At 60.6% G+C, this 19,813-nt stretch carries 14 protein-coding genes; 5 read left to right on the top strand and 9 right to left on the bottom strand.

The genetic code is table 11. The features are described 5' to 3' along the window. Positions 1 to 5: 5 nt before the first annotated feature. Both gap and tkt read right to left on the bottom strand, forming a co-directional pair. On the bottom strand, positions 6 to 1,004 hold the full coding sequence (gap, locus tag AC097P_RS04680; protein WP_479609194.1) for a type I glyceraldehyde-3-phosphate dehydrogenase: 999 nt from the start codon (positions 1,002 to 1,004) through the stop codon (positions 6 to 8). A gap of 100 nt (positions 1,005 to 1,104) precedes the next feature. Beyond that, complete coding sequence (tkt, locus tag AC097P_RS04675) at positions 1,105 to 3,174, bottom strand: transketolase (RefSeq protein WP_479609193.1); 2,070 nt, start codon at positions 3,172 to 3,174, stop codon at positions 1,105 to 1,107. A gap of 192 nt (positions 3,175 to 3,366) precedes the next feature. Here tkt and speD point away from each other — a divergent pair, with 192 nt between their 5' ends. Further along, entirely contained in the window at positions 3,367 to 3,750 is a 384-nt protein-coding gene (gene speD, locus AC097P_RS04670; protein WP_479609192.1) for an adenosylmethionine decarboxylase, read from the top strand. On the opposite strand, the gene AC097P_RS04665 is transcribed toward speD, so the two are convergent. The 5 genes from AC097P_RS04665 to AC097P_RS04645 form a co-directional block, all read right to left on the bottom strand. Continuing rightward, positions 3,747 to 4,487, bottom strand: a complete 741-nt coding sequence (locus AC097P_RS04665; RefSeq protein WP_479609191.1) for a hypothetical protein — start codon at positions 4,485 to 4,487, stop codon at positions 3,747 to 3,749. The genes speD and AC097P_RS04665 overlap by 4 nt on opposite strands. A gap of 73 nt (positions 4,488 to 4,560) precedes the next feature. After that, on the bottom strand, positions 4,561 to 5,325 hold the full coding sequence (locus AC097P_RS04660; protein ID WP_479609190.1) for a ParA family protein: 765 nt from the start codon (positions 5,323 to 5,325) through the stop codon (positions 4,561 to 4,563). Positions 5,326 to 5,446: 121 nt separating this feature from the next. Further along, positions 5,447 to 6,052: a hypothetical protein gene (locus tag AC097P_RS04655; RefSeq protein WP_479609189.1), complete on the bottom strand. Its 606-nt coding sequence runs from the start codon at positions 6,050 to 6,052 to the stop codon at positions 5,447 to 5,449. A gap of 24 nt (positions 6,053 to 6,076) precedes the next feature. After that, a complete protein-coding gene (locus AC097P_RS04650; protein WP_479609188.1) occupies positions 6,077 to 7,921 on the bottom strand; it encodes a M48 family metallopeptidase in 1,845 nt (614 codons plus the stop codon). A 193-nt stretch (positions 7,922 to 8,114) separates the two neighbouring features. Further along, a complete protein-coding gene (locus tag AC097P_RS04645) occupies positions 8,115 to 8,438 on the bottom strand; it encodes a hypothetical protein (RefSeq protein WP_479609187.1) in 324 nt (107 codons plus the stop codon). Between the two features lie 216 nt (positions 8,439 to 8,654). Here AC097P_RS04645 and AC097P_RS04640 point away from each other — a divergent pair, with 216 nt between their 5' ends. Then, a complete protein-coding gene (locus tag AC097P_RS04640; RefSeq protein WP_479609186.1) occupies positions 8,655 to 9,584 on the top strand; it encodes a LysR family transcriptional regulator in 930 nt (309 codons plus the stop codon). Positions 9,585 to 9,628: 44 nt separating this feature from the next. Here AC097P_RS04640 and AC097P_RS04635 read toward each other — a convergent pair whose 3' ends face one another. Then, complete coding sequence (locus AC097P_RS04635; protein ID WP_479609185.1) at positions 9,629 to 11,293, bottom strand: FAD-dependent oxidoreductase; 1,665 nt, start codon at positions 11,291 to 11,293, stop codon at positions 9,629 to 9,631. Between the two features lie 131 nt (positions 11,294 to 11,424). Next, positions 11,425 to 13,773, bottom strand: a complete 2,349-nt coding sequence (locus AC097P_RS04630) for a TonB-dependent receptor plug domain-containing protein (RefSeq protein WP_479609184.1) — start codon at positions 13,771 to 13,773, stop codon at positions 11,425 to 11,427. A gap of 268 nt (positions 13,774 to 14,041) precedes the next feature. On the opposite strand from AC097P_RS04630, the gene AC097P_RS04625 reads away from it, so the two are divergent. The 3 genes from AC097P_RS04625 (at position 14,042) to AC097P_RS04615 (ending at position 19,806) form a co-directional block, all read left to right on the top strand. After that, the gene (locus AC097P_RS04625) at positions 14,042 to 14,245 is read left to right on the top strand and encodes a hypothetical protein (RefSeq protein ID WP_479609183.1); all 204 of its coding nucleotides are present in this window, start codon (positions 14,042 to 14,044) and stop codon (positions 14,243 to 14,245) included. Positions 14,246 to 14,569: 324 nt separating this feature from the next. Then, positions 14,570 to 15,481, top strand: a complete 912-nt coding sequence (locus AC097P_RS04620; protein WP_479609182.1) for a diguanylate cyclase — start codon at positions 14,570 to 14,572, stop codon at positions 15,479 to 15,481. After that, the gene (locus tag AC097P_RS04615) at positions 15,478 to 19,806 is read left to right on the top strand and encodes a response regulator (protein WP_479609181.1); all 4,329 of its coding nucleotides are present in this window, start codon (positions 15,478 to 15,480) and stop codon (positions 19,804 to 19,806) included. The genes AC097P_RS04620 and AC097P_RS04615 overlap by 4 nt, the downstream gene beginning before the upstream one ends. Positions 19,807 to 19,813: the final 7 nt, after the last annotated feature.

The following is a 19,813-nucleotide window of genomic DNA, read 5'->3' as shown; positions in this document are numbered from 1 at the left end:
GCCGCTTACTTGGCGACGACGCGAACCATCTCCAAGCACTTGTTCGAGTAGCCCCATTCGTTGTCATACCAGCTGACCAGTTTGACGAATGTCCCGTCCAACGCGATGCTGGCGTCGGCGTCAAACACGCTGGTGCAGGTCTCGCCGCGGAAATCGGTTGCGACAACCTTGTCTTCGGTGTAGCCCAGCACGCCCTTGAGCGCGCCCTGCGACTGGGCCTTCATTTCGGCGCAGATTTCAGCCAGGGTGGCGGGGCTGTTCAGTTCACATGTCAAATCCACCACGGACACATCGCTGGTCGGCACGCGGAAGGACATGCCGGTGAGCTTCTTGTTCAGCTCAGGGATCACAACACCCACGGCCTTGGCAGCGCCAGTGCTGGAGGGGATGATGTTTTCCAGAATACCGCGGCCGCCGCGCCAGTCTTTGTTGCTGGGGCCGTCCACGGTCTTTTGGGTGGCAGTGGCTGCGTGCACCGTAGTCATCAGTCCGCGCTTGATGCCCCACTTGTCATGCACGACTTTGGCCAGAGGTGCCAGGCAGTTGGTGGTGCAAGATGCGTTGGAGATGATGGCCTCGCCCTTGTAAGTGCCATGGTTGACGCCGTAGACGAACATGGGGGTGTCGTCTTTGGAAGGGGCGGAGAAGATGACCTTCTTCGCGCCAGCGGCCAGATGCTTTTCGCCACCGGCCTTGTCCAGGAAGATGCCGGTGGATTCGATGACGATGTCGGCACCGACGTCAGCCCATTTCAGATTGGTCGGGTCTTTTTCCTGGGTCAGGCGAATCTTCTTGCCGTTCACGATCAGGGTATTGCCGTCAACCGCCACGGTGCCCTTGAAGCGACCGTGCACGCTGTCGTACTGCAGCATGTACGCCAGGTACTCAGGCTCCAGCAGGTCATTGATGGCGACCACTTCAATGTCGCTGAAATTTTGAATGGCGGAACGCAACACATTGCGTCCGATGCGGCCGAAGCCGTTGATACCGATCTTGATAGTCATAGTTTGCTCCTGAAAAAAGAACCTAAATCCGCTCGTCGCGACCAACCGTCGGCTCTGCCACCCCACTGCAGAGTGCTTAAACCGGTCGCACCGAACGGTGCTACTTACTCAATACCTGTTGAACCGTATCCGCCACATTCTCAGCCGTGAAGCCAAAGTGCTTGAAAAGTACCGGCGCTGGGGCAGACTCACCGAAAGTATCCAGGCCGACAACAGCGGACACGCCGTATTTCCACCAACCATCGGTAGAACCCATTTCCACCGCAACGCGGGGTAGGCCCGCGGGCAGCACTTCGGACTTGTAGGCGGCGCTTTGGGTGTCGAAGGTGGTGTTGGAGGGCATGGAGACCACGCGCACCGCAATCTTGCGCTCGGCCAAAACCTTTTGTGCGTGCAACGCCAATTGCACTTCGGAACCGGTGGCAATGATGACGGCCTGGGCCTTCTTCTTCAGCCCCACTTCGGTGGGTTCTGCCAATACGTAGGCGCCCTTGCTGATGGCGTCGATGCCGCTGGCATCCGGCGCTGCAGCCGAGTCACCCTTGGGTGCGTAGCTGATGTTCTGGCGGCTCAAGAGCAGCGCAGTGGGTTTGTTCTTGTTTTGCAACGCCACGGTCCAGGCCACGGCGGTTTCAGCCGTATCGCCCGGACGCCACACGTCCAGGTTGGGGATCAGGCGCAGGCTGGCGGCGTGTTCGACGGACTGGTGGGTTGGGCCGTCTTCGCCCAGGCCAATGGAGTCGTGCGTGAACACGTGGATCACGCGCTGCTTCATCAGCGCAGCCATACGGATGGCGTTGCGGCTGTAGTCGCTGAAGGTCAGGAAGGTGCCGCCGTAGGGAATGAAACCACCGTGCAGCGCGACGCCGTTCATGATGGCGGCCATGCCGAATTCGCGCACGCCGTAATTGATGTGGCGGCCACCCTGGCCGGCCTCGTTCTTCACCACGGCGCCCGTCAACGCATCAAAGCGCAGGTTGGGCGTGGACTTGGTGTTGGTCAGGTTGGAGCCGGTCAGGTCGGCAGAGCCGCCCAGCAACTCGGGCAACGCGGCGGTGAAGGCCTCCAGTGCCAGCTGTGACGCCTTGCGCGACGCAACAGTCTCTGCCTTGGTGTGCGCCGCGATCACGGTGTCCACAGCGGTCTGCACAAAATTCTTGGGCAGGTCGCCCTTCATGCGGCGCACCAGCTCTTTGGCCAATGCCGGGAAAGCAGCTTGGTAAGCGGCGAACTTTTCCTTCCACACGGCTTCGGCGGCCTTGCCGGCTTCCTTGGCGTCCCAATCACCGTACACCTCCTTGGGGATGACGAACGGTGCGTGGCTCCAGCCAATGGATTCGCGGGTCAGCTTGATTTCTTCGGCACCCAGCGGCTCGCCGTGGGCTTTGGCGGTGTTGGCGCGGTTGGGGCTGCCCTTGCCGATGTGGGTCTTGCAGATGACCAGCGTGGGGCGGTCGTCAGTCTTTTTGGCCTCAGCAATTGCGGTGGACACTGCGTTGACGTCGTGGCCGTCGATCGGGCCGATCACGTTCCAGCCGTAGGCCACAAAACGCTGGGCCGTGTTGTCGATGAACCAAGGTGCGACCTGGCCGTCGATGGAGATGCCGTTGTCGTCGTACAGCGCGATCAACTTGCCCAGTTTCCAGGCGCCAGCCAGCGCGGCGGCTTCGTGGCTGATGCCTTCCATCAGGCAGCCGTCACCCATGAAGACATAGGTGTGGTGGTCGACCACTGCATGGCCTTCACGGTTGAATTCGCTGGCCAACAACTTCTCTGCGAGTGCCATGCCAACCGCATTGGTCAGGCCCTGGCCCAAGGGACCAGTGGTAGTTTCGACGCCAGGGGTGATGCCCGCTTCGGGGTGCCCGGCGGTCTTACTGTGCAACTGGCGGAAGTTCTTCAACTCACCGATCGGCAGCTTGTAGCCGGTCAGGTGCAAGAGCGCATAGATCAGCATGGAGCCGTGGCCGTTGGACAGCACAAAACGGTCACGGTTCAACCAGTTGGGGTTGCTGGGGTTGTGGCTCAGGTGTTGCCCCCACAGTGCAACCGCCATGTCGGCCATCCCCATGGGCGCGCCGGGGTGGCCGGAGTTGGCGGCTTGGACGGCGTCCATTGCGAGGGCACGGATGGCGTTGGCCATTTGCTGGGTGTTTTGCGTGGGGGCCATGGGCTGGGCGACTCCGGGTTGGGGTGAGAGGACTAGGGGAAACCCGGCATTTTACAGTTGCCCCCACGCTCCACCGCTTCGCGGGTAGCTCTCCCCCCAGAGAGCCAAATCCGCTCGGGGCCGATTTGTTGCTCCATAACCCCCGCTGCTGAGGACTTGGTACATCCAAAATCATCTACAGTCGCCCCATCCATGCAAGGCCTCCACCTCACCGCCGATCTCAGCGATTGCCAATGCGACAGCCTGTGGCTGACCGATGCTGCGCGGCTGCTGGAGCGTTGTGTGCAAGAAGTCGTGCAAGCGGGCCTGCAGGCCGTCAACCAAATGGCCCATACATTCCCCGCCACCGAACAAGGCCCCGGCGGCGTGACGGCCACCGTGCTGCTGGCCGAATCTCACCTGTGCGTGCACACCTGGCCCGAGCAAAAGGGCGTGACGGTGGATGTGTATGTGTGCAATTTTGGTGCCGACCACTCGGCCAAGGCACAGCAGCTGATGGACGCGCTGGTTGCGCTCTTTGCGCCGCAACAAGCGCTGCGCCAGGCGCTGCAGCGGGGAAGCGCAGTGCCCGACTAGTAGTTCAACCGCACGGGCCGCGCAAACCAGGCGAACACGCCAACGGCTAGCAGCAGGCTCGCCACCCACACCAGCGTGCGCCAGCGCTTGCCGCCGGGCTTGATGATCTCGATGCTGTCGATGAACACGGTCTCGCAGGCGCCATTGCCGGTGTCTGTCCGCACGGTGCTGGTGCCGCGTTTGAAGTCCATGCCGTGTTGGTGCGAATATTCAGCCAAATGCCCGCGGAAGTGGATCTGGTCACCCACCCGCACGGTGCGAAGCTTTTTGGCAATATCGGCTTGGTCGGTCAACAGGTGGTTATTGGATATGGCAGCCTGGTCGAAGGCTGCGTAGGCCGCGTCGGACCGCGTGCTGAAGTTACACGTGAATTGCCCGCTGGAAAAACTGATATCGGCATACGACCCATTGCGCGCATTGGTGCCCCACACTACACACAGGTCCACGATGTTGAGGTTGTCGTTCCACTCCCGGTGGAGGTAGTCCCACCAGCTTTTGGCGTCGTGCTTGCTGACAACCAGGCCCACCAGGTCGTACTCAAACAGCGGCTGTATCGTGTAGGTGACCCCATTGCTGGTCGTCTGGTATGCGGCCTGGCGGACCGGTTTTTGCACCGGCTCGTCCTGCAGTGCGGGCACCAGCTCGGCCGGTGGCGGCAGCGCATCGCTGTTCCAAAGCGCCACGCCCAGCAACAGCAAATTGGCGACCAGCAGCCATTTGAGTGTTTGATCACGCATACCGGTTGCTATTATGTTGATAGCTGCCTGGGCATATCCGACGAGGGCTAGCGACCTATTTTTCTTAAGCGTGTCACGCCAAAGCGTCGTGCAGCGCCACAAACTCCTGCGTCAGCGTATGGCTGGGGTCCAGGAAAATCATGGGCATGGATTGCTCGTGCGACTCACGGATGCGCACCGACGAGCGCAGGTAAGGCTGCAGCACCGGGAGGCCCTCGTCGATCAGTTCCTGCACCATGCGCTGGGGCAGGTTGGCGCGGGCCTGGAACTGGTTGACGATGATGCCTTCGACCTCCAGGTCGGCATTGTGGTCGGCCTTGATCTCGGCCACGTTCTCCAGCAGCGTGTACAGCGCGCGGCGCGAGAAATCGTCGCAGTCAAACGGGATCAGGCAACCCTGTGCCGCAATCAGCGCGCAGCGGGTGTAGAAGTTCAGCGCGGGTGGCGTGTCGATATAAATCTGGTCGTAGTCTTCGGCCAACAGTTCCAGCGCATCGCGCAGCTTGTAGATCTTGTGGCGCGATTCCAGCTTGCTGTGCAGCTCATCCAAGAGCGGGCTGGATGGCATCACGTCCAAGCCTTCCCACTGCGTGTTGACGATGTATTCGCTGGCGCCCTTATCGCGTATCGTGAATTTCAAACTCTGCTCAAAGAACTCGGCTACGTTGGGCAAATCATCGGGCATGTCAGCACCCAGCAGGTAACGGGTGGAGTTGCCCTGCGAGTCCAGGTCGATCACTAACGTGCGTTTGCCCTGCCAAGCACTAATAGCCGCCAGGTTGCAGGTGATGGTGGACTTGCCGACGCCCCCTTTTTGGTTGAAAACAACATGCTGCATGAGAGTGCCTTGAGAGAGTGTGTAGGAGAAAGGGGCCAAGCAAGAGGGATGCCCGGGCGCGCAAGTTTAGCGGGCGATCACGACAGATCTGTGGCGCAACCGGTGCACGACCGTCACCTGTTCAGCGCGACACCAACGCCGCGTAGGCCTTACGGGTGGCGGGTGCTACCGATTCCAGCACTTTCTCGTACGGTGTCTGGTGGCGCAGCACCAGCCGAGTCGACGCTACGTTCTTGGATTTACAGAACCAGTGGCAGCTGTGTTGCATCAAAAACAGCTCGGCCAGCAGCGTAAAGGCCTTGTCCTTGGGCGCCACGCTGGCGTCGCTGTTGATGGCCTCGCAGATGCCCTTGGCGTGCACCGCCAGCGCCAGCCGAAAGTCAAAGGTACTGCCTGGCAGCCAGCTGCGCGTGTAGAAAACAGACAGCGGCAGCTTGCTGGCGCGGGTCCGCTCAGCGTCCAGCCGCCCGAAATCGGCCACGAAGCGCTTGAACTGCTCGCACAGCGCCGCCTCGGTGGTGGTCAGCATGCTCCAGATCTGGTGCTGGCGCTCCGATGTGGCCTCGCCCAGCGCGCGCATGTAGCCTTCGGTCAGGGTTTCCATCAGCTTTTCAATCTGGTACTGGCCCAGGTGGCTGCCCAAGAGCACGATGCGTTGGTGTTCGTCGCGGCGTTGGAAGAAATAGGCCACACCGGCCAATGTCAGCAAGAGTAGTAAAAAATCCATGGTTTTGCTTGCTTGCCAGGTTGCTTAGTTCGACCGGCGCATGACTTGGTGGCGCTGCCAGTACTGGCCCACAACCGCATTGAACGCGTCTTTTTGCTTGCCCAGCCCAGGCAGCTTGATCTTCAGCGTCTTGGCGCCCATCACACCTTTTTCGTGCAGCGTCACGGTCAGGCTGTCGCCAAAACTGCTTTCGTTGTACTGCAGCGCTTTGACGCTGTCCCATTCCACCAGCGGCTCGTCGCCAGCGGGGGCGATGCCGCTGTAGTTGACCTCCACCGTGGCACCGTCCTTGAGTTTGAAAACGATGGGCGGGAAGTACTTCAGCACCAGTTCGCGCTCCTGGTCATTGGCGGGCTCATAGCGGTAGGCCAAGGCCTGCTCGTGGTTTTGTGCGAACTGCTGCTCGTAGGCCGACCACAGGCGCTGCTCGATGGCATCCGCAGAGGCAATTTCGTCAGCCCAGGTGGTGGCGGGCGTCTGCAGCACGATAGCGCCATACGCATCCGGCTCCACCGGGTGGCCAACCTGTTGCATGCGCTGGGCCATTGGCGGGTGGCTGTCAAACGGGTGCGGAATGTGGGCCACGCGCATGTCGTCAACGAAATCTATCGATGCGGCATAGGGCCGCAGGCCCTGGGCTACAGCAGTAGCGATGCCCAGCGTGTTATCCAGCTTGTGGTTGCGTTCAAACAGCGCGCGCTCGGTATTGTTGCGGTAGTGGTCGTAGGCGGCGATCTTGACCAGCGACTGCGCAATGGCCTCGGGCGACACCAGCTTGGCGGCCGCGCGATCCGCCTTGAATTCGCGCTCGCGGCTGTTGCGCGACAGCGCGATCTGGAACACCATGCGGTAGAACTGCATGAAGTGGTAGACCACAACCGTGAAGCCACCTTCCTGCATGCCCTGCACATAGTGGTCATACTGCTGCAGCTTGGGTCCCAGCTGGGCACTGGCACGCGTGTCGCCCCCACGGAAGTGGGCCAGCTCATGGCCGAGCACGGCATCGGCCTCTTGCATGCTCAGCACGCGCAGCAGCGGAATGCTGACAAACAGCGAGCGGCCTTTAAGCTCCTTGCCGCCCACCGTCAGCGGCGCCTCGGTCACGAAGAAGTTGGTGTCGATACCGGCCACGATATGGTCGGGCGGCGCAGTCTTCAGGCGTGCGGCCATATGGCGTATGCGCTTCCACAGGCGCGGTGCATCGGACTCGGTGACGCATTCGCCGTCCACGGCATTGTTACGGGGCAAGCGCTGGAAGATTCTCTGAATCAGCAACGCCACGCCCGCCAGCACCAGCAGGCCAACGACGACGATCAGTTTGATGTAGTACTTGTGGGCGAAGAAAGCCGTCACCCAGAACGAGAGCCACACCCCCATTACGCCCTGCAACACCACTTCGGCCGCGCTGGCCAGCGTCATCAGCCGCCAGCCGATGACAAAGCTGGCGTGCTGCCATTCGCGGTTGACAAAAGCCAGGCCGCCGAGGGCACCGATGACCACCAACAACACGGCCCCACCCAGCAGCGTCCACAGCGCGGCGCGCTGCATGGCGTTGAACTGCCATAGCTCCCCATAGCGCTCACACGCATCAGCGCGAAATTCCTGGGCTTCGGGTGCGCGGTTGCTGCAAATCGTAGACAGCGGGTTGCGGGCATAGAAGGCGATGAAGGCCTGCTTATCGTCGCTGGAAGCGTCCTTGTTGGCATACGCCTTCTCCTGAACCGACCGCTGCATGCCTGCGTCGCGGTCATGGTTGGCGTAGCGCACAAAACCGAAGGTCAACGCCGGGATCAGAAACAGCGCCAGCGCGGCATAGAGCAAAACCTTGAGCAGCTCCTGGCGCAGCGCAGCGTCGGATGGTGTAACCATAGTTTGTCCCGCTCCCGTGGGTGTGTGCTGCAGGTCAAACCGCTGAACCGCATGCTTGGTGGGCATTTTAGGGCGCGCCCCAAACAAAAAATCCCGCCTCATGGGCGGGATTGCGTCTGGCACCCGGGTTGACCGGGAGCCAGTCCCGGGGTCAACCCGGTTGGTGCGTGTTAGCGCTTGTTAGTGCAGGCTATTAACCGCGATCGCCCATCGGAGGCAAAGTACCAGCCTTTTGGGCTTGCAGGACGTCGGCCTTCACAGCGGAACGGGTCACGCTGCTGGATACGGCGGACTCACGCACGGTGGAGTCTTCGCCATGGGCGGGTGGGTTGCCGGCTTGCACAGCTGCGGCGTATTCGGACTTGACGAAGCTACGGCTCAGCACGCTGGGAGGCGATTGCTTGAAGAACGAGCTGGTAGCCACATTGTTCAGGCGGCTGGTGTCAGCGGCGAAGCTGGTGCTGGCGCCCAGGGCGGCAACGAGGATCAGGGCGGTGGTGGCGATTGCGTTTTTCATGATGATTTTTCCTTCAAAAGTTGTTAGACATTTCCGGGCAGGTCGGGGGCGGTTAGGCCTTGGCTTGTCCAGCCTCGGTGAGTCGTCTATTTGTGTTTCGGCTCATCGATGGGTTGAACTGTACGCCGATTACGACAATTAAAAACCATCGGGTCAGTAATTCATCATTGCTAAAAGTGAAATAATCAAGGGGTTGAAAACTTACTCATTGCACATATGGACCGGCTTTTATCGATGCGGGTGTTCCAGCGGGTCGTGGATGACGGCGGTTTTGCCGCCGCGGCGCGCTCGCTGGACATGTCGCCGGCCACGGTGACACGGCTGTTTGGCGACCTGGAGCAGCACCTGGGCGCCCGGCTGATGCAGCGCACCACGCGCAAGCTGGCGTTGACTGAAGCCGGCGAGGTCTACCTGCTGCGGGTGCGCAGCATCCTCAACGAGATCGATGACGCCGAATCCGCCGTGGGCACCAGCACCATGGAGCTGCAGGGCACGGTGCATGTGCTGGCCTCGCCGGTGTTGGCCTCGTATTTTCTGGCGCCGCATATTGCCGCATGGCGCCAACGCCACCCCCACGTGGCGCTGGAGATCGCGGTAGACCCGTTCCCGCAGCGGCGGGTGGACGAATTCGACGTGACCTTCATGGCCGTGGACGAGGAATACGACGGCAACGTCGTGGCCCGGCCGCTGTCGAGCACCGAGTGGATTTTGTGCGCCGCGCCCAGCTACCTGCAGCGCAGGGGCGCGCCACGCCAGCCGCAAGATCTGCAGCGCCACGACTACCTGAAGTTTCCGCGCCAGCAGGGTGGCGGCTTCAGCAACCGGCGGCTGCGGCTGCGGCCGGTGGATGGCACTGGCGAACCGGTGGAGGTGGACGTGCCGGTGGCCCTGCAGTCGGTCAGCCTGGATGTGCTGTACCGCGCGGCGCTGGATGGCGCCGGCATCGCTGTGCTGTCGCGCCTGCTGGTGGCGCCGCACCTGACCAGCGGCGCGTTGGTGCAGGTGCTGCCAGACTGGATCTACGGCCGCCTGACGGTATACGCGGCGGTGCCATCCCGCAAGCTGATCCCGGCCCGCACCCGGGCGTTCTTGACCTTCATTGGCGACCTGATGACCGCCCGCACCGTGCACACGCCGGGTGCGTAAGGGGCGGCAAGCCACACGCAGTGGGCGGCTGTGGGGTCCACGGGTCAGACTGCTGAATGCCCCAGCGTGAACGCCTCTTCAAACACCGAATAACCGGCCCAGTCGCTGTGGGCAAAGCGCAGGCGCTCCCACGCGGGTACCGCACGGGCCGGGTAACGGTTCACATTTTGCTTCGATTTTGATAGCTTTTTACGCTCGCTGGTCGAGGGCTGCAGCCCGATTTGCCCATTCATCTGGGGTACCGGAACAGCCATGGCGTGGCCGTAGCGGGTGATGTCCAGCTGCGTGGTCTTGGCGGCCAGATCGGGATGGGCCACCGACAGCTCGGCCAAGATAGTGGCGCGCCAACTGGTCCAGGGCTGGTTCAACAGCAGCTTGCGCCCGGCAGCGGCGCCACCCGCCACATCGCCCAGCGCCCGGTAGTGGGTCAGCACGGTGGGGCCGGGCACGGTTTGCAGGCTTTGGTGCGTGGCATCGACATAACCCAGACCGACGCCGCCCTCGGCTCCGCTGTACAGCACATTGTCCCAGCTGGGTGCGGGCCCGGGTCGGTCGTGCAGCGGACGGTCCAGATGCAAATTGGCCACCAGCCACGGCGCATAGACCACCTGGCGGGCGGCCTGGCGCAGAAACTCGGGCGGATTCTGCACCACGCGCGCCGCCACAAACACGGGCAGCGCCACCACCACCTGCTCGGCCTGCCAGCGCTCCATCGCTTGGGTGGCGGTGTTGAAAGCGTCCACCTCCACACCGTGTTTGGCGCTGGTGATGCGCAGCACCACGCGCCCGGTGTGCAGGCGCGCGCCCAGCGGTGCGGCCATGCGCCGGGTCAGCCAGGCATTGCCCTCGGGCCAGGTCAGCAGGCCTTCGCGCTCCACACCTTCGCTGCCCGGGACGTGGAAGCCGTGGCGGCTGGCAAAGTAGTGGATGCCGGCCCAGGCCGACACGGTGGCAATGCCGGCGCCGTAGTCGTCGCGGCAGCAATAGTCCAGGTACCAACGCAGGTGGCGGTCATGCAGGCCGTGCTGGTCCAGATATGCTGCGAAAGTAATAGCAGCAAGTTCAGACTGCACGGGGGCTAGCCGCCTGTTTTGCACAGGCAGGGTCCAGCGGGCGGCTGTGCGCAGCTGCTCGACTAGTACCGCAAATTTCTGGTACTGAACCAGCGTGTCTTCACCCACGCCATGTTGCGGCAGCAGGCCCTCTTGCCACTGGCCATTGAAGAACAGCCGCTCTTGCGGGCTATGGCACAGGTGGCGCTCGTCGTACTGCCAGCGGCCCGCCACGCGCTTGCGCAGGCCCAGCTCTTCCAGCAGGTCCTGCACCTCGGGCGCGTCGTCGCCGGGTAGCGGCAGGTAGTGCGCACCCAGCGGGCAGGTGATGCCACCCAGTTCGCCACCACGGCTGTTGCCGCCGGCCGTGTCTTCCAGCTCCAGCAACACAAAGTCGTCCATGCCCTGCAGCCGCAGTGCGCGCGCCGCCGCCAGGCCAGCCACACCGCCCCCGGCAATTAGCACGCGGGTCGTGAAGGTTTTTAACGGTGTGGGCCAGGGCTTACCCGAAGCAAGAAGATCCCGCATGCGGTGGCCGCGCTCGGGCTGCGCGCCGGCGAAGCCACCGGTGATGTGGACATGTGGATCTGGGGCTTTGCATCCGGCCGCGGCCCATGCGGTGCCGACGCCAGCGGTCAAAAAGTGGCGTCGCTGCATGCAACGGATGATAGTCCGCTACAACCCCCAGGAGTCTGGGTGGCAGGGCGTTTTGCGCAGGTAAAGGGGGAGCCCGGCACGGGCGGAGGACACGGAGCAAAACGCCCTGCCACCCAGCCTCCGCCAGCCTCCTACAGCTTGATCTCCAGCCGGGCTTGCAAGCTCACAAACGAGGGGTTGATAGTCTGCGTGGTTTCACGCACAGTCTGCCCCAGCGCATTGTTCGACAACAGGCTGCCACCGCTCACATAGTCGCGGCCGGCAAAGTTGCTGGCCGATATGCGCAGCTGGTAGCGCGGGTTGATGGTCCACAGCGCATAGGCGTCGGCCACCAACTTGTTGCTCTGGTAGACGGTCTGGTCATCGCTAAGTCGGGTCGTGAATTGTGGCGTCCAGTTGATGTTGCCGCCGATCTTCAGCGGCAAGCCGGCCAATTGGTAGTCAGCGCCCAGATTGGCGGTGCCGTCGGGTTGCTGGTCCAGCCGGTTGTCAGGGCCGGGGACGCCGTCCACGCTGGATCGGAACAGGCTGAGGTTGGTCCGCACGTCGATCTTGGGCGCGTTGGCAAACATCTCGCTCAAGCGGAACTTGGCTTCCAACTCTATGCCCTGCGTCGTTGCATTGCCGATGTTTTGTTTGCGCGCCACCCAGCGGGGCACATCGGCCCAACTGACAGTCTCCAGCGTAGTCTGGCTGCGCATCAGGTTCTGGATCTGGCGCACAAACACATTGGCGCTGAGCAGACCACCGCCGGGCACATAGTGTTCAAAGGCCAGGTCGATACCCGAAGCCAGCTCGGGCTGCAGGTAGGCATTGCCGGCGCGGTCCGGATGCACCTCGGTATTGGCGCCGCGGTTCAGGTACAGGCCGTTGATGCTGGGCCGCGCGATCAGGTCCTGCAAATTGGGCGAGCGGTAACTGCGCGTCAGGCTCAGGCGGAACTGGTCCTTGGACGCCAGATCAGGCCGCCACACCGTGTGGATCAGCGGCGTGACGACCTGGCTTTCGTTGCTGACATTGGGCGCATCGGCGCTGACGCTGCCCGTGGTGGTGATGCCCTCCCAGCGCACACCGGCATGCGCCGCCCAATGCGGGTTCACCGTCCACTCGTCCTGCACGTACAGCGCAGCCCGTAGGCTGGAGGCGCTGAGGTTGCCGTCGAAATCGCTGAGCGGTGATTCGCCATTGAGCAGCTGCGTGGCGGTCTCGTTGCGTCGGTTGGATTCCAGCTCCAGTCCCGTGACCAGGCTGTGGTCTTCGGCCACGGTGCGCGCGTATTTGAGTTGCGTGCTGAGCGTCGTGTCCTGCTGCTCAGAGTGCTGGTTGGACACCGCCACGGTGCCGCGTGCGCTGCTGAGGTTTTGCCGGGTCGAGTCATTGGTCCATGCGCTTTGTCCGGCATTGGCGCTCAGGCGCAGGCTGGCACCGTCGTCCAGCTTGTGCATCCAGACACCGGCCAGGCGCGCGGTGGCAAAACGGCTGTCGGTGCTACCAGTACTGGTATCAAAGGGCAGGTCGGCGGTCGCGCCGCCCGTCGTGGTCTGCGTGATGCGCGTTGTGCTGCTGCCGCTGTTGCGCGTGGTGGCCAGCATCGGCATCAGTGTGAACGAGTCGCCACTGCTGCCACGCCACTGCAGGCGGACATTGGCGTGTACGCCGTCGCTTACGCCGTTGCTGGACGCAACGTCCGTCTGGCGCACCGTGCTGCCATCGACCAGGTTCTCAGTCAAGGTTTGGTTGACGGCATCATTGGCGCGCGCGTTGTGCGTAGCCGAGACAGAGAAGTTGTAGACCAGATCGCCAAACGTGTCGTTGCGCGTCCACGCCACATTCGGCGCTGCGTTGCCGTTCTCCAGCCCCAGGCCCAGCTTCAGCATATCGACCTGCTTGCTGTACCCACCGCGGGTGATGATGTTGATGGTGCCGGCAATGGCTCGTGCACCGGTCTCTGCGGTGGGGCCACGCAAAATTTCAATGCGTTCAATTTGCTCGGGTGGCAAATCATCCAACGAAAAGCCACGCGGCACGCGTTCGCCGTCGATCAGTATCTGCGTATAGCCATTGCCCAGGCCACGCATGCGCGGCGCGCCACCACGCCCAGGCCGGCCCTGCACGGTGACGCCGGGCAGGCGCTTCAATAGTTCGCCCATCGACGAGTCGCCGTAGAGCTCTATGTCTTCACGGCCGACGATGATCTTTGCGGCGGTGGACAGGCGCCGCGCCTCGGTTTCGTTGGGTCCTTTGATCTCGACAGGTTTGAGTTTGACCGATGGTGCCTGGGCGGGGTCTGCACCGGATGCTGGTTCAGGGGTCGTTGCAGTAGGGCCAGGGTTAGCGGTGCCGGTTGCCGTCTGAGCACTCAAGCCGCCGCTCCATGCCAGTAGCAACAAGGCCGCTATGCCGGCCGATACGCTGTATGGGCGTTTCGCATGGGTAGCGTGGCTTACATTCGGGTGATGTCTGTTCTGGCTGCGGGTCACGGGATCTACTCTTACGATTGGGCTTCAAGCTGCTTGTGTGCTGTGCATTAGAAGGCAAATGCATGGACGCACGGTTACGCGCGGGTAAAGTTGGGTGAAGGCATCGGCTTGAACAAAGGGCCAACCTTTTACACGTACGTGATGCACCGCACAGAGCGGGAGGAACAGCGTATTTAGGATACGACGACGCACGCAGCGCCCAGTCGACCCGACCCCATCTCGTCGGGATTTGCACATGGAGCGTTCCACTCAACCGGGAAGGATAACGATGAAACGCATCATCTGCATAGGTGCACAGTCTGTCTCAGTAACCGAACTGAATGCGCCACCGCAGTTCGTTGAAATGCCGTGTCGCCGCGATGGCGACGAGACACAGTACCGAACTTTCTTCCGCGTTGCGCCGCGTGAGACATCTGCGCTCTCTTGTCAACAGCTGCCGCTGTTTGAGGAAGACATGGCTACGGCAAGCTAAGAGCTTCGTCTAAGGGTTCAATCCCAGCCCAGCTCTTGACAGTTGCGCTGAGCCAAAAAACCTCCATAATCGGCTCGGAGTATCACAACCCGAACTGAATTGAGGTGGCCACGCATGCAACTTTGCTGGAATTTGGCAGTGCCACCACGGCGGCAAACTCGCTGTTCTAGGCACCCGCACTACTCAATGTAGTAGACAACGGTATGTGGGCTTGATGCGGCGCAAAAGCGAATCGATCGCCATGAAGCCACCCGGATCATTGGATCCGAATGGGCGCTGCTTGCTCCGTTTCTGGCCCGATTCCATCCAATCGGCAAGCGCGCCATGACAACCATAGCCAACGCGTCTTTTACGATTTTGGTCATCGATGACGACGCTTCCATGGTTGATTTTCTGTCGTTACTCTTGGGCGACAAAGGCACCGTTGTCGGTGCGCTCAGTGGCGAGACGGGCATCGCAATGGCTCATTCAACCAAGCCTGACCTCATCCTGCTGGATGTTTCGATGGATGGAATGGATGGATTTGAAGTTTGCCGTCGCCTCAAGGCGGAACCGGAGACAAGTGGGATACCAATACTGTTTGTCACGGCGGGCGATGACGAAGACGTAGAAGTCAAGGCACTGCAACTCGGGGCTGTCGACTTTATTGCAAAACCGCTCCGATCCGCCATTGTTCGCGCGCGTGTTGACACCCACTTGGCGCTGAGAAGAAGCGCGATGATGATGGAGGAATTGGCCCACCTCGATGGGCTCACGGCACTGTTTAACCGGCGCTTTTTCGACGGTCGTCTGGAAACAGAAATCGCCCGGCATCGCAGGCAAAGGCAACCCTTGTCCATTGCGCTTATCGATGTGGACCACTTCAAGAAGTACAACGACAACCTGGGACACCAGCGCGGTGATGACTGCCTGCGTGAAGTGGCGAAAGCGTTGTCGGGCTGTACACGCCGACCGGGCGAGATAGTGGCGCGGTACGGTGGCGAGGAGTTTGTGGTCATCATCCCCGACTCGCCCGCTGAGGATGCTCTGAAATATGGCCTATGGCTCTGCCAAAAAGTCGAAGCGCTTCACTTGGCGCATCCCGATTCCGTGACCCAATACGTAACCATCAGCGTAGGAATCGTTTCACAGATTCCAGGTGCCGACGCGAACGCACGCCAGCTTATCGAATTGGCAGACCGGGCGCTCTACACCGCAAAGCAAGCCGGGCGCAATCGTTGCGTGGTAGCCGAGTGATCAATTCCACCGCAGCCAACCAAGTCCGTTGGGGTCAAGGGGCCAGCGCGTTTATCGCCATTGCGCTTGGAGCCATCGGTATTGGCCTATTCACCCTTCAACCATTGGTTACATCACCACTATTGAAGTTGATTCAGAGGATGGGCCTGAACACGCCAATGATGTTTGTGGCATGCGGCGCTGTGCTCGCCTTGTCGCCCCACCAAGTTGGCAACCGGTTATCAAACGCTGCACGCTTGGTCTCGGCATGCGGGCTGGCCTATGCACTGGCGTTGCTCACGCAAAGTTTGCTGGACGTTCCATTGGGACTGGCTTTTGTACGCGGAACCGTCACGCCCACCACAGAGAATCCTTTTCCGGGCCTGCCGGCGCCCAATACCTGCGCTTGCTTCGTCATCGCGTTCCTGAGCCTACTTCTTTTTTGGACCAAGCAACGCAGCTTCCACTCCGCCCGATTTCTTTCGTGGGCTGGCGGCACGATTGTTTTCATTGCCCTCCTAGCCGCGCTCAGCTATGCATTGGAGTTGGGCGCCCTGTACCGTATCGTACGTTTCAACAACATGCTCCCGACAACTGCATTCGGGCTGGGGGCTGTCGGCGCTGGATTGATCTTCCTCCGATACGGTCTCGCACATTCCAAGGACGATTCAGTCACAGCGACTAGCCGCAACATCAGTTCACGTGTGGCCGCCATCCTGTTGTTTGTGGTGACCAGCATCGCCGCGGCCGGATTTGGATTGCTACGGGGCGGCCTGGAACAGGCCGTGCTGGACAACATTGCGCTGTCGGCCACGGCCAACGCAACCTCATTGGAGAACACCCTCAACAGCAGGTTGTGGTTTCCAAAAACTATCGTCACACGCCCATCCGTTGTCGAGACGATGGGTACACTGGCCAAGACGCGCAACGACCCCAAGGCCATTGCATTCCTGGGCAACGTCGGCGCAAGTTTCTTGACAGCGGGTATCGCCCAAGTCCGTTTCTACGGGCCTGACGGCGCCCCGCTTGTAGAGGCCGGCCAGTCGGTAATAGGCGCATCCGTCGTAAAAATCAGACTGAATGTTCCTGGCCAGATCGTCTTTTTGCACTGGAACAATGGCTACGCCATGTCTGTCGAAAACGCGGTTATGGCTGGCGACAAAATGGTCGGCCGGGTCATTGTGGAGGAGAGACTCCCAACCTTCGACAAGCTGATTGCCGAAATCCAAAAGAAAGGCGTATCTGCGGACATTCTGCTGTGTGGCAGAGAGGGCGATACCGCTGTTTGTGCTCCCAGCCTCCTCTATGCCGATGCCAAGCGCATCCCGATGTTCAGCGCGGAGGGCAGACCCAGTTTTCCAATTAGTCGCGCACTGCTAGGCGAGACCGGTACCCTGCGTGTCAAGGACCTACGGCAAGTTCCAGTGCTTGCGGCATATTCACCGGTTGGCACATTCGACCTCGGCATGGTCGTCAAGATCGACGAAGCGACGGTATACACGCCGATGCGTGAGCGTTTTACCGAACTGGCTGCGGTCGTGATCGCAACCATTCTGCTCGGCGTGGGGGCGATCGGCTTGCAGGTCCAGCCTGTGCTGAAGCGGCTGGTCAAAGAGCAAACGCGCAACCGCGTCATTCTTGTCAATTCAAACGATGCATTTATTGCGCTGGACGAAACCGGCGTCGTACAGGATTGGAATGCAAAGGCCGTGGAAATTTTTGGCTGGTCTGAGACAGAGGCTGTGGGCAGGAGTTTGTCCCAACTCATCATTCCCGAGCATCTTCGCTCGGCGCACGAAGAGGGGTTAAGAAGGTTTGCGCTCAGTGGTGTTGGGCCTGTGCTCAATAAGACGATCGAAGTCCAAGCGATCCGCAAAGACCAATCGACCTTCCCGGTTGAGCTTTCGGTAACGGGATACCGGGACGGTGATCGGTACGTGTCCAACGCCTTCGTGCGTGACATCTCCGCACGCAAGGAGGCTGAGCGCAAACTTGCCGAAAGCGAAGAATTCTTGCGCAACGTGACGGATAACATTCCGGCATATGTCGCATATGCGGATGTGTCAGAACGATACCGTTTTGCAAACGCAATCCATATGACAAACCTTGGTGCTAGCGCAGACGCCATAGTTGGTAAAGAGATTCGCAGCGTGGTGGGCGAAGAAATGTACGAACGCATGAGCCCGCACATCCACGCTGCGCTGGCGGGGCAAACGGTGCATTTCGAATTGTCAACCGGTGCCGCCAAAACTGGTGTGTTCACCCATCTCATGTTCGACTTTTCACCGGCATGGGACAGCAACGGAAGTGTCGTCGGCTTTCACATTTTGGCCACCGACATCAGCGCGCGCAAGAATGCGGAGTTGATGCAGGCGGAAAGTGAAAAAAGGGCGGATCTGGCGAACCGTGCCAAGAGCGAATTCCTTGCCAACATGAGCCACGAAATTCGCACGCCCATGAATGCCGTTTTGGGGATCAGCCATCTGCTTGAGACAACGCAACTGACGGTGGACCAACGCAATTACGTGGGCATGATCCAAAAGTCAGGAACACTTCTTTTAAGCATCTTGAATGATGTGCTGGACTTTTCCAAGATTGAGGCAGGCCATCTCGAAGTCGTCGCCTACCCATTTGTTCTGAATGAGACCTTGTCCTCTATTGCAACGCTGATGACAGTGAACGCAGGTGAAAAGCCGATTGAACTGGCGCTGGGAGTTTCAAAGGACGTACCGTCGGAGGTCAACGGAGACCGGTTCCGACTGGAACAAATTTTGGCCAACGTAATCAGCAACGCAATCAAATTTACCGAGGCAGGAGAGGTCGGATTGCTCGTGGAGGTAGCCGATACCTTACCTACCGGCGAAGTGCTTCTGCGCTTCACGGTTCACGACACCGGCATAGGAATGACCGGGGAGCAGGTCGGGAAGGTTTTCAGCGCTTTTGAGCAAGCCGACGCGTCCACGACTCGACGATTTGGAGGCACCGGTCTGGGGCTCACTATTTCCAGGCGACTTGCCCGTCTTATGGGTGGCGATATATCGGTCGTCAGCACGGTAGGGGGAGGTAGCGCCTTTCAACTTGACTTGCCGTTCAGAAGCATTGCACCGGCCGCGCAAAACGCGCTTTACGCAGGCTTCGCACGCCCCCTGCGCATACTCGTGGTTGACGACAATGCGACGAGTCGGACCTATCTCTGCAAGACCATTGAGCGCTGGGGGTGGTCTGCTCTCGGTGCCGAATCTGGTGTGGAAGCAATCCGGCTGGTCGAAGAGAGCGCAAATTCCACGCCGTACGACGCGGTTATTTCCGACTTTGATATGCCGGGCATGGGCGGTACCGAAACCATGGCAGGAATCCGTCGACAAGAGTGGGCCGCAAAGATTCCACTGATACTCATGGTCAATGCGTTCCACCGGAACAAGCTGCCCGATGGTGTTCACGCTATCGCCGACGCAGTCCTGTTGAAACCGGTTACCGGCTCAAGCCTGTTTGATACCTTGCACACGATGCTATCTGCAGAGTGCGGGCGGCAACCGTCCAATCTCACAGTCGTAGCAGCGGCCAAAACCAGTTCTCTGTCGAGTATGGAAATACTGTTGGTGGAAGACAATGAGCTCAACCAGATTGTTGCCAACGGCATCCTGGTTCAGGCCGGAGCCATCGTGACGCTTGCGACAAATGGGGCTATTGCCGTCGATATTCTGAAAGCGCGGCCGAACCACTTTGACATCATCCTCATGGATGTACAGATGCCCGTTATGGATGGTTTCGAGGCGTCCCGGATCATCAAACAGACCATGGGCGTCGCGACCCCGATCGTCGCTATGACGGCTGGGGTCATGGCGGACGAACGGGAGAAGTGCGCAGCCGCAGGCATGGTCGATTTCATCGGCAAGCCCATCGAAGTGGATCGCATGATCGCAACCATCCTTGTCCGAGCCCGCAAGGTGCGCGCCCCCCGCGCTGCGCCGGTGGTAGTCGAAGCCAATCGAACAGGTGAGTTCGAGATTTCTGACTTGCTTGAGCTAGGCGCGAAGGATCCGGCGCAACGCAAGGCCCTTGTCCGCCTGGTATCCGGAGTTATAGAGCGGTCCACAAGCGATCTTGAACGCGCCCAAGACTGCTGGCAAAACGGAGAGCCCGACCAGGCGGCGCGGATGCTGCACACTCTGCGGGGTTCAATCGGAAGCTTAGGTGCAAAGCGTTTTACCTCTTCGGCGCTGGTGCTTGAGAAAGCGATTCGCAGCAAAGAGGGAACGACAACGCTGTGGGAAACCACCACACAGGATTTGCAAAGAACGGTGGAGAAGGCGCGCGAATGGTTGAAGACGACCGAGGTGACGTAGTGACTGC

It is taken from the genome of Rhodoferax sp. ZS1R8, from assembly GCF_056521325.1.
The sequence above is the reverse complement of the archived record's forward strand: the minus strand, read 5'-3'. Positions and strand labels throughout refer to the sequence as shown.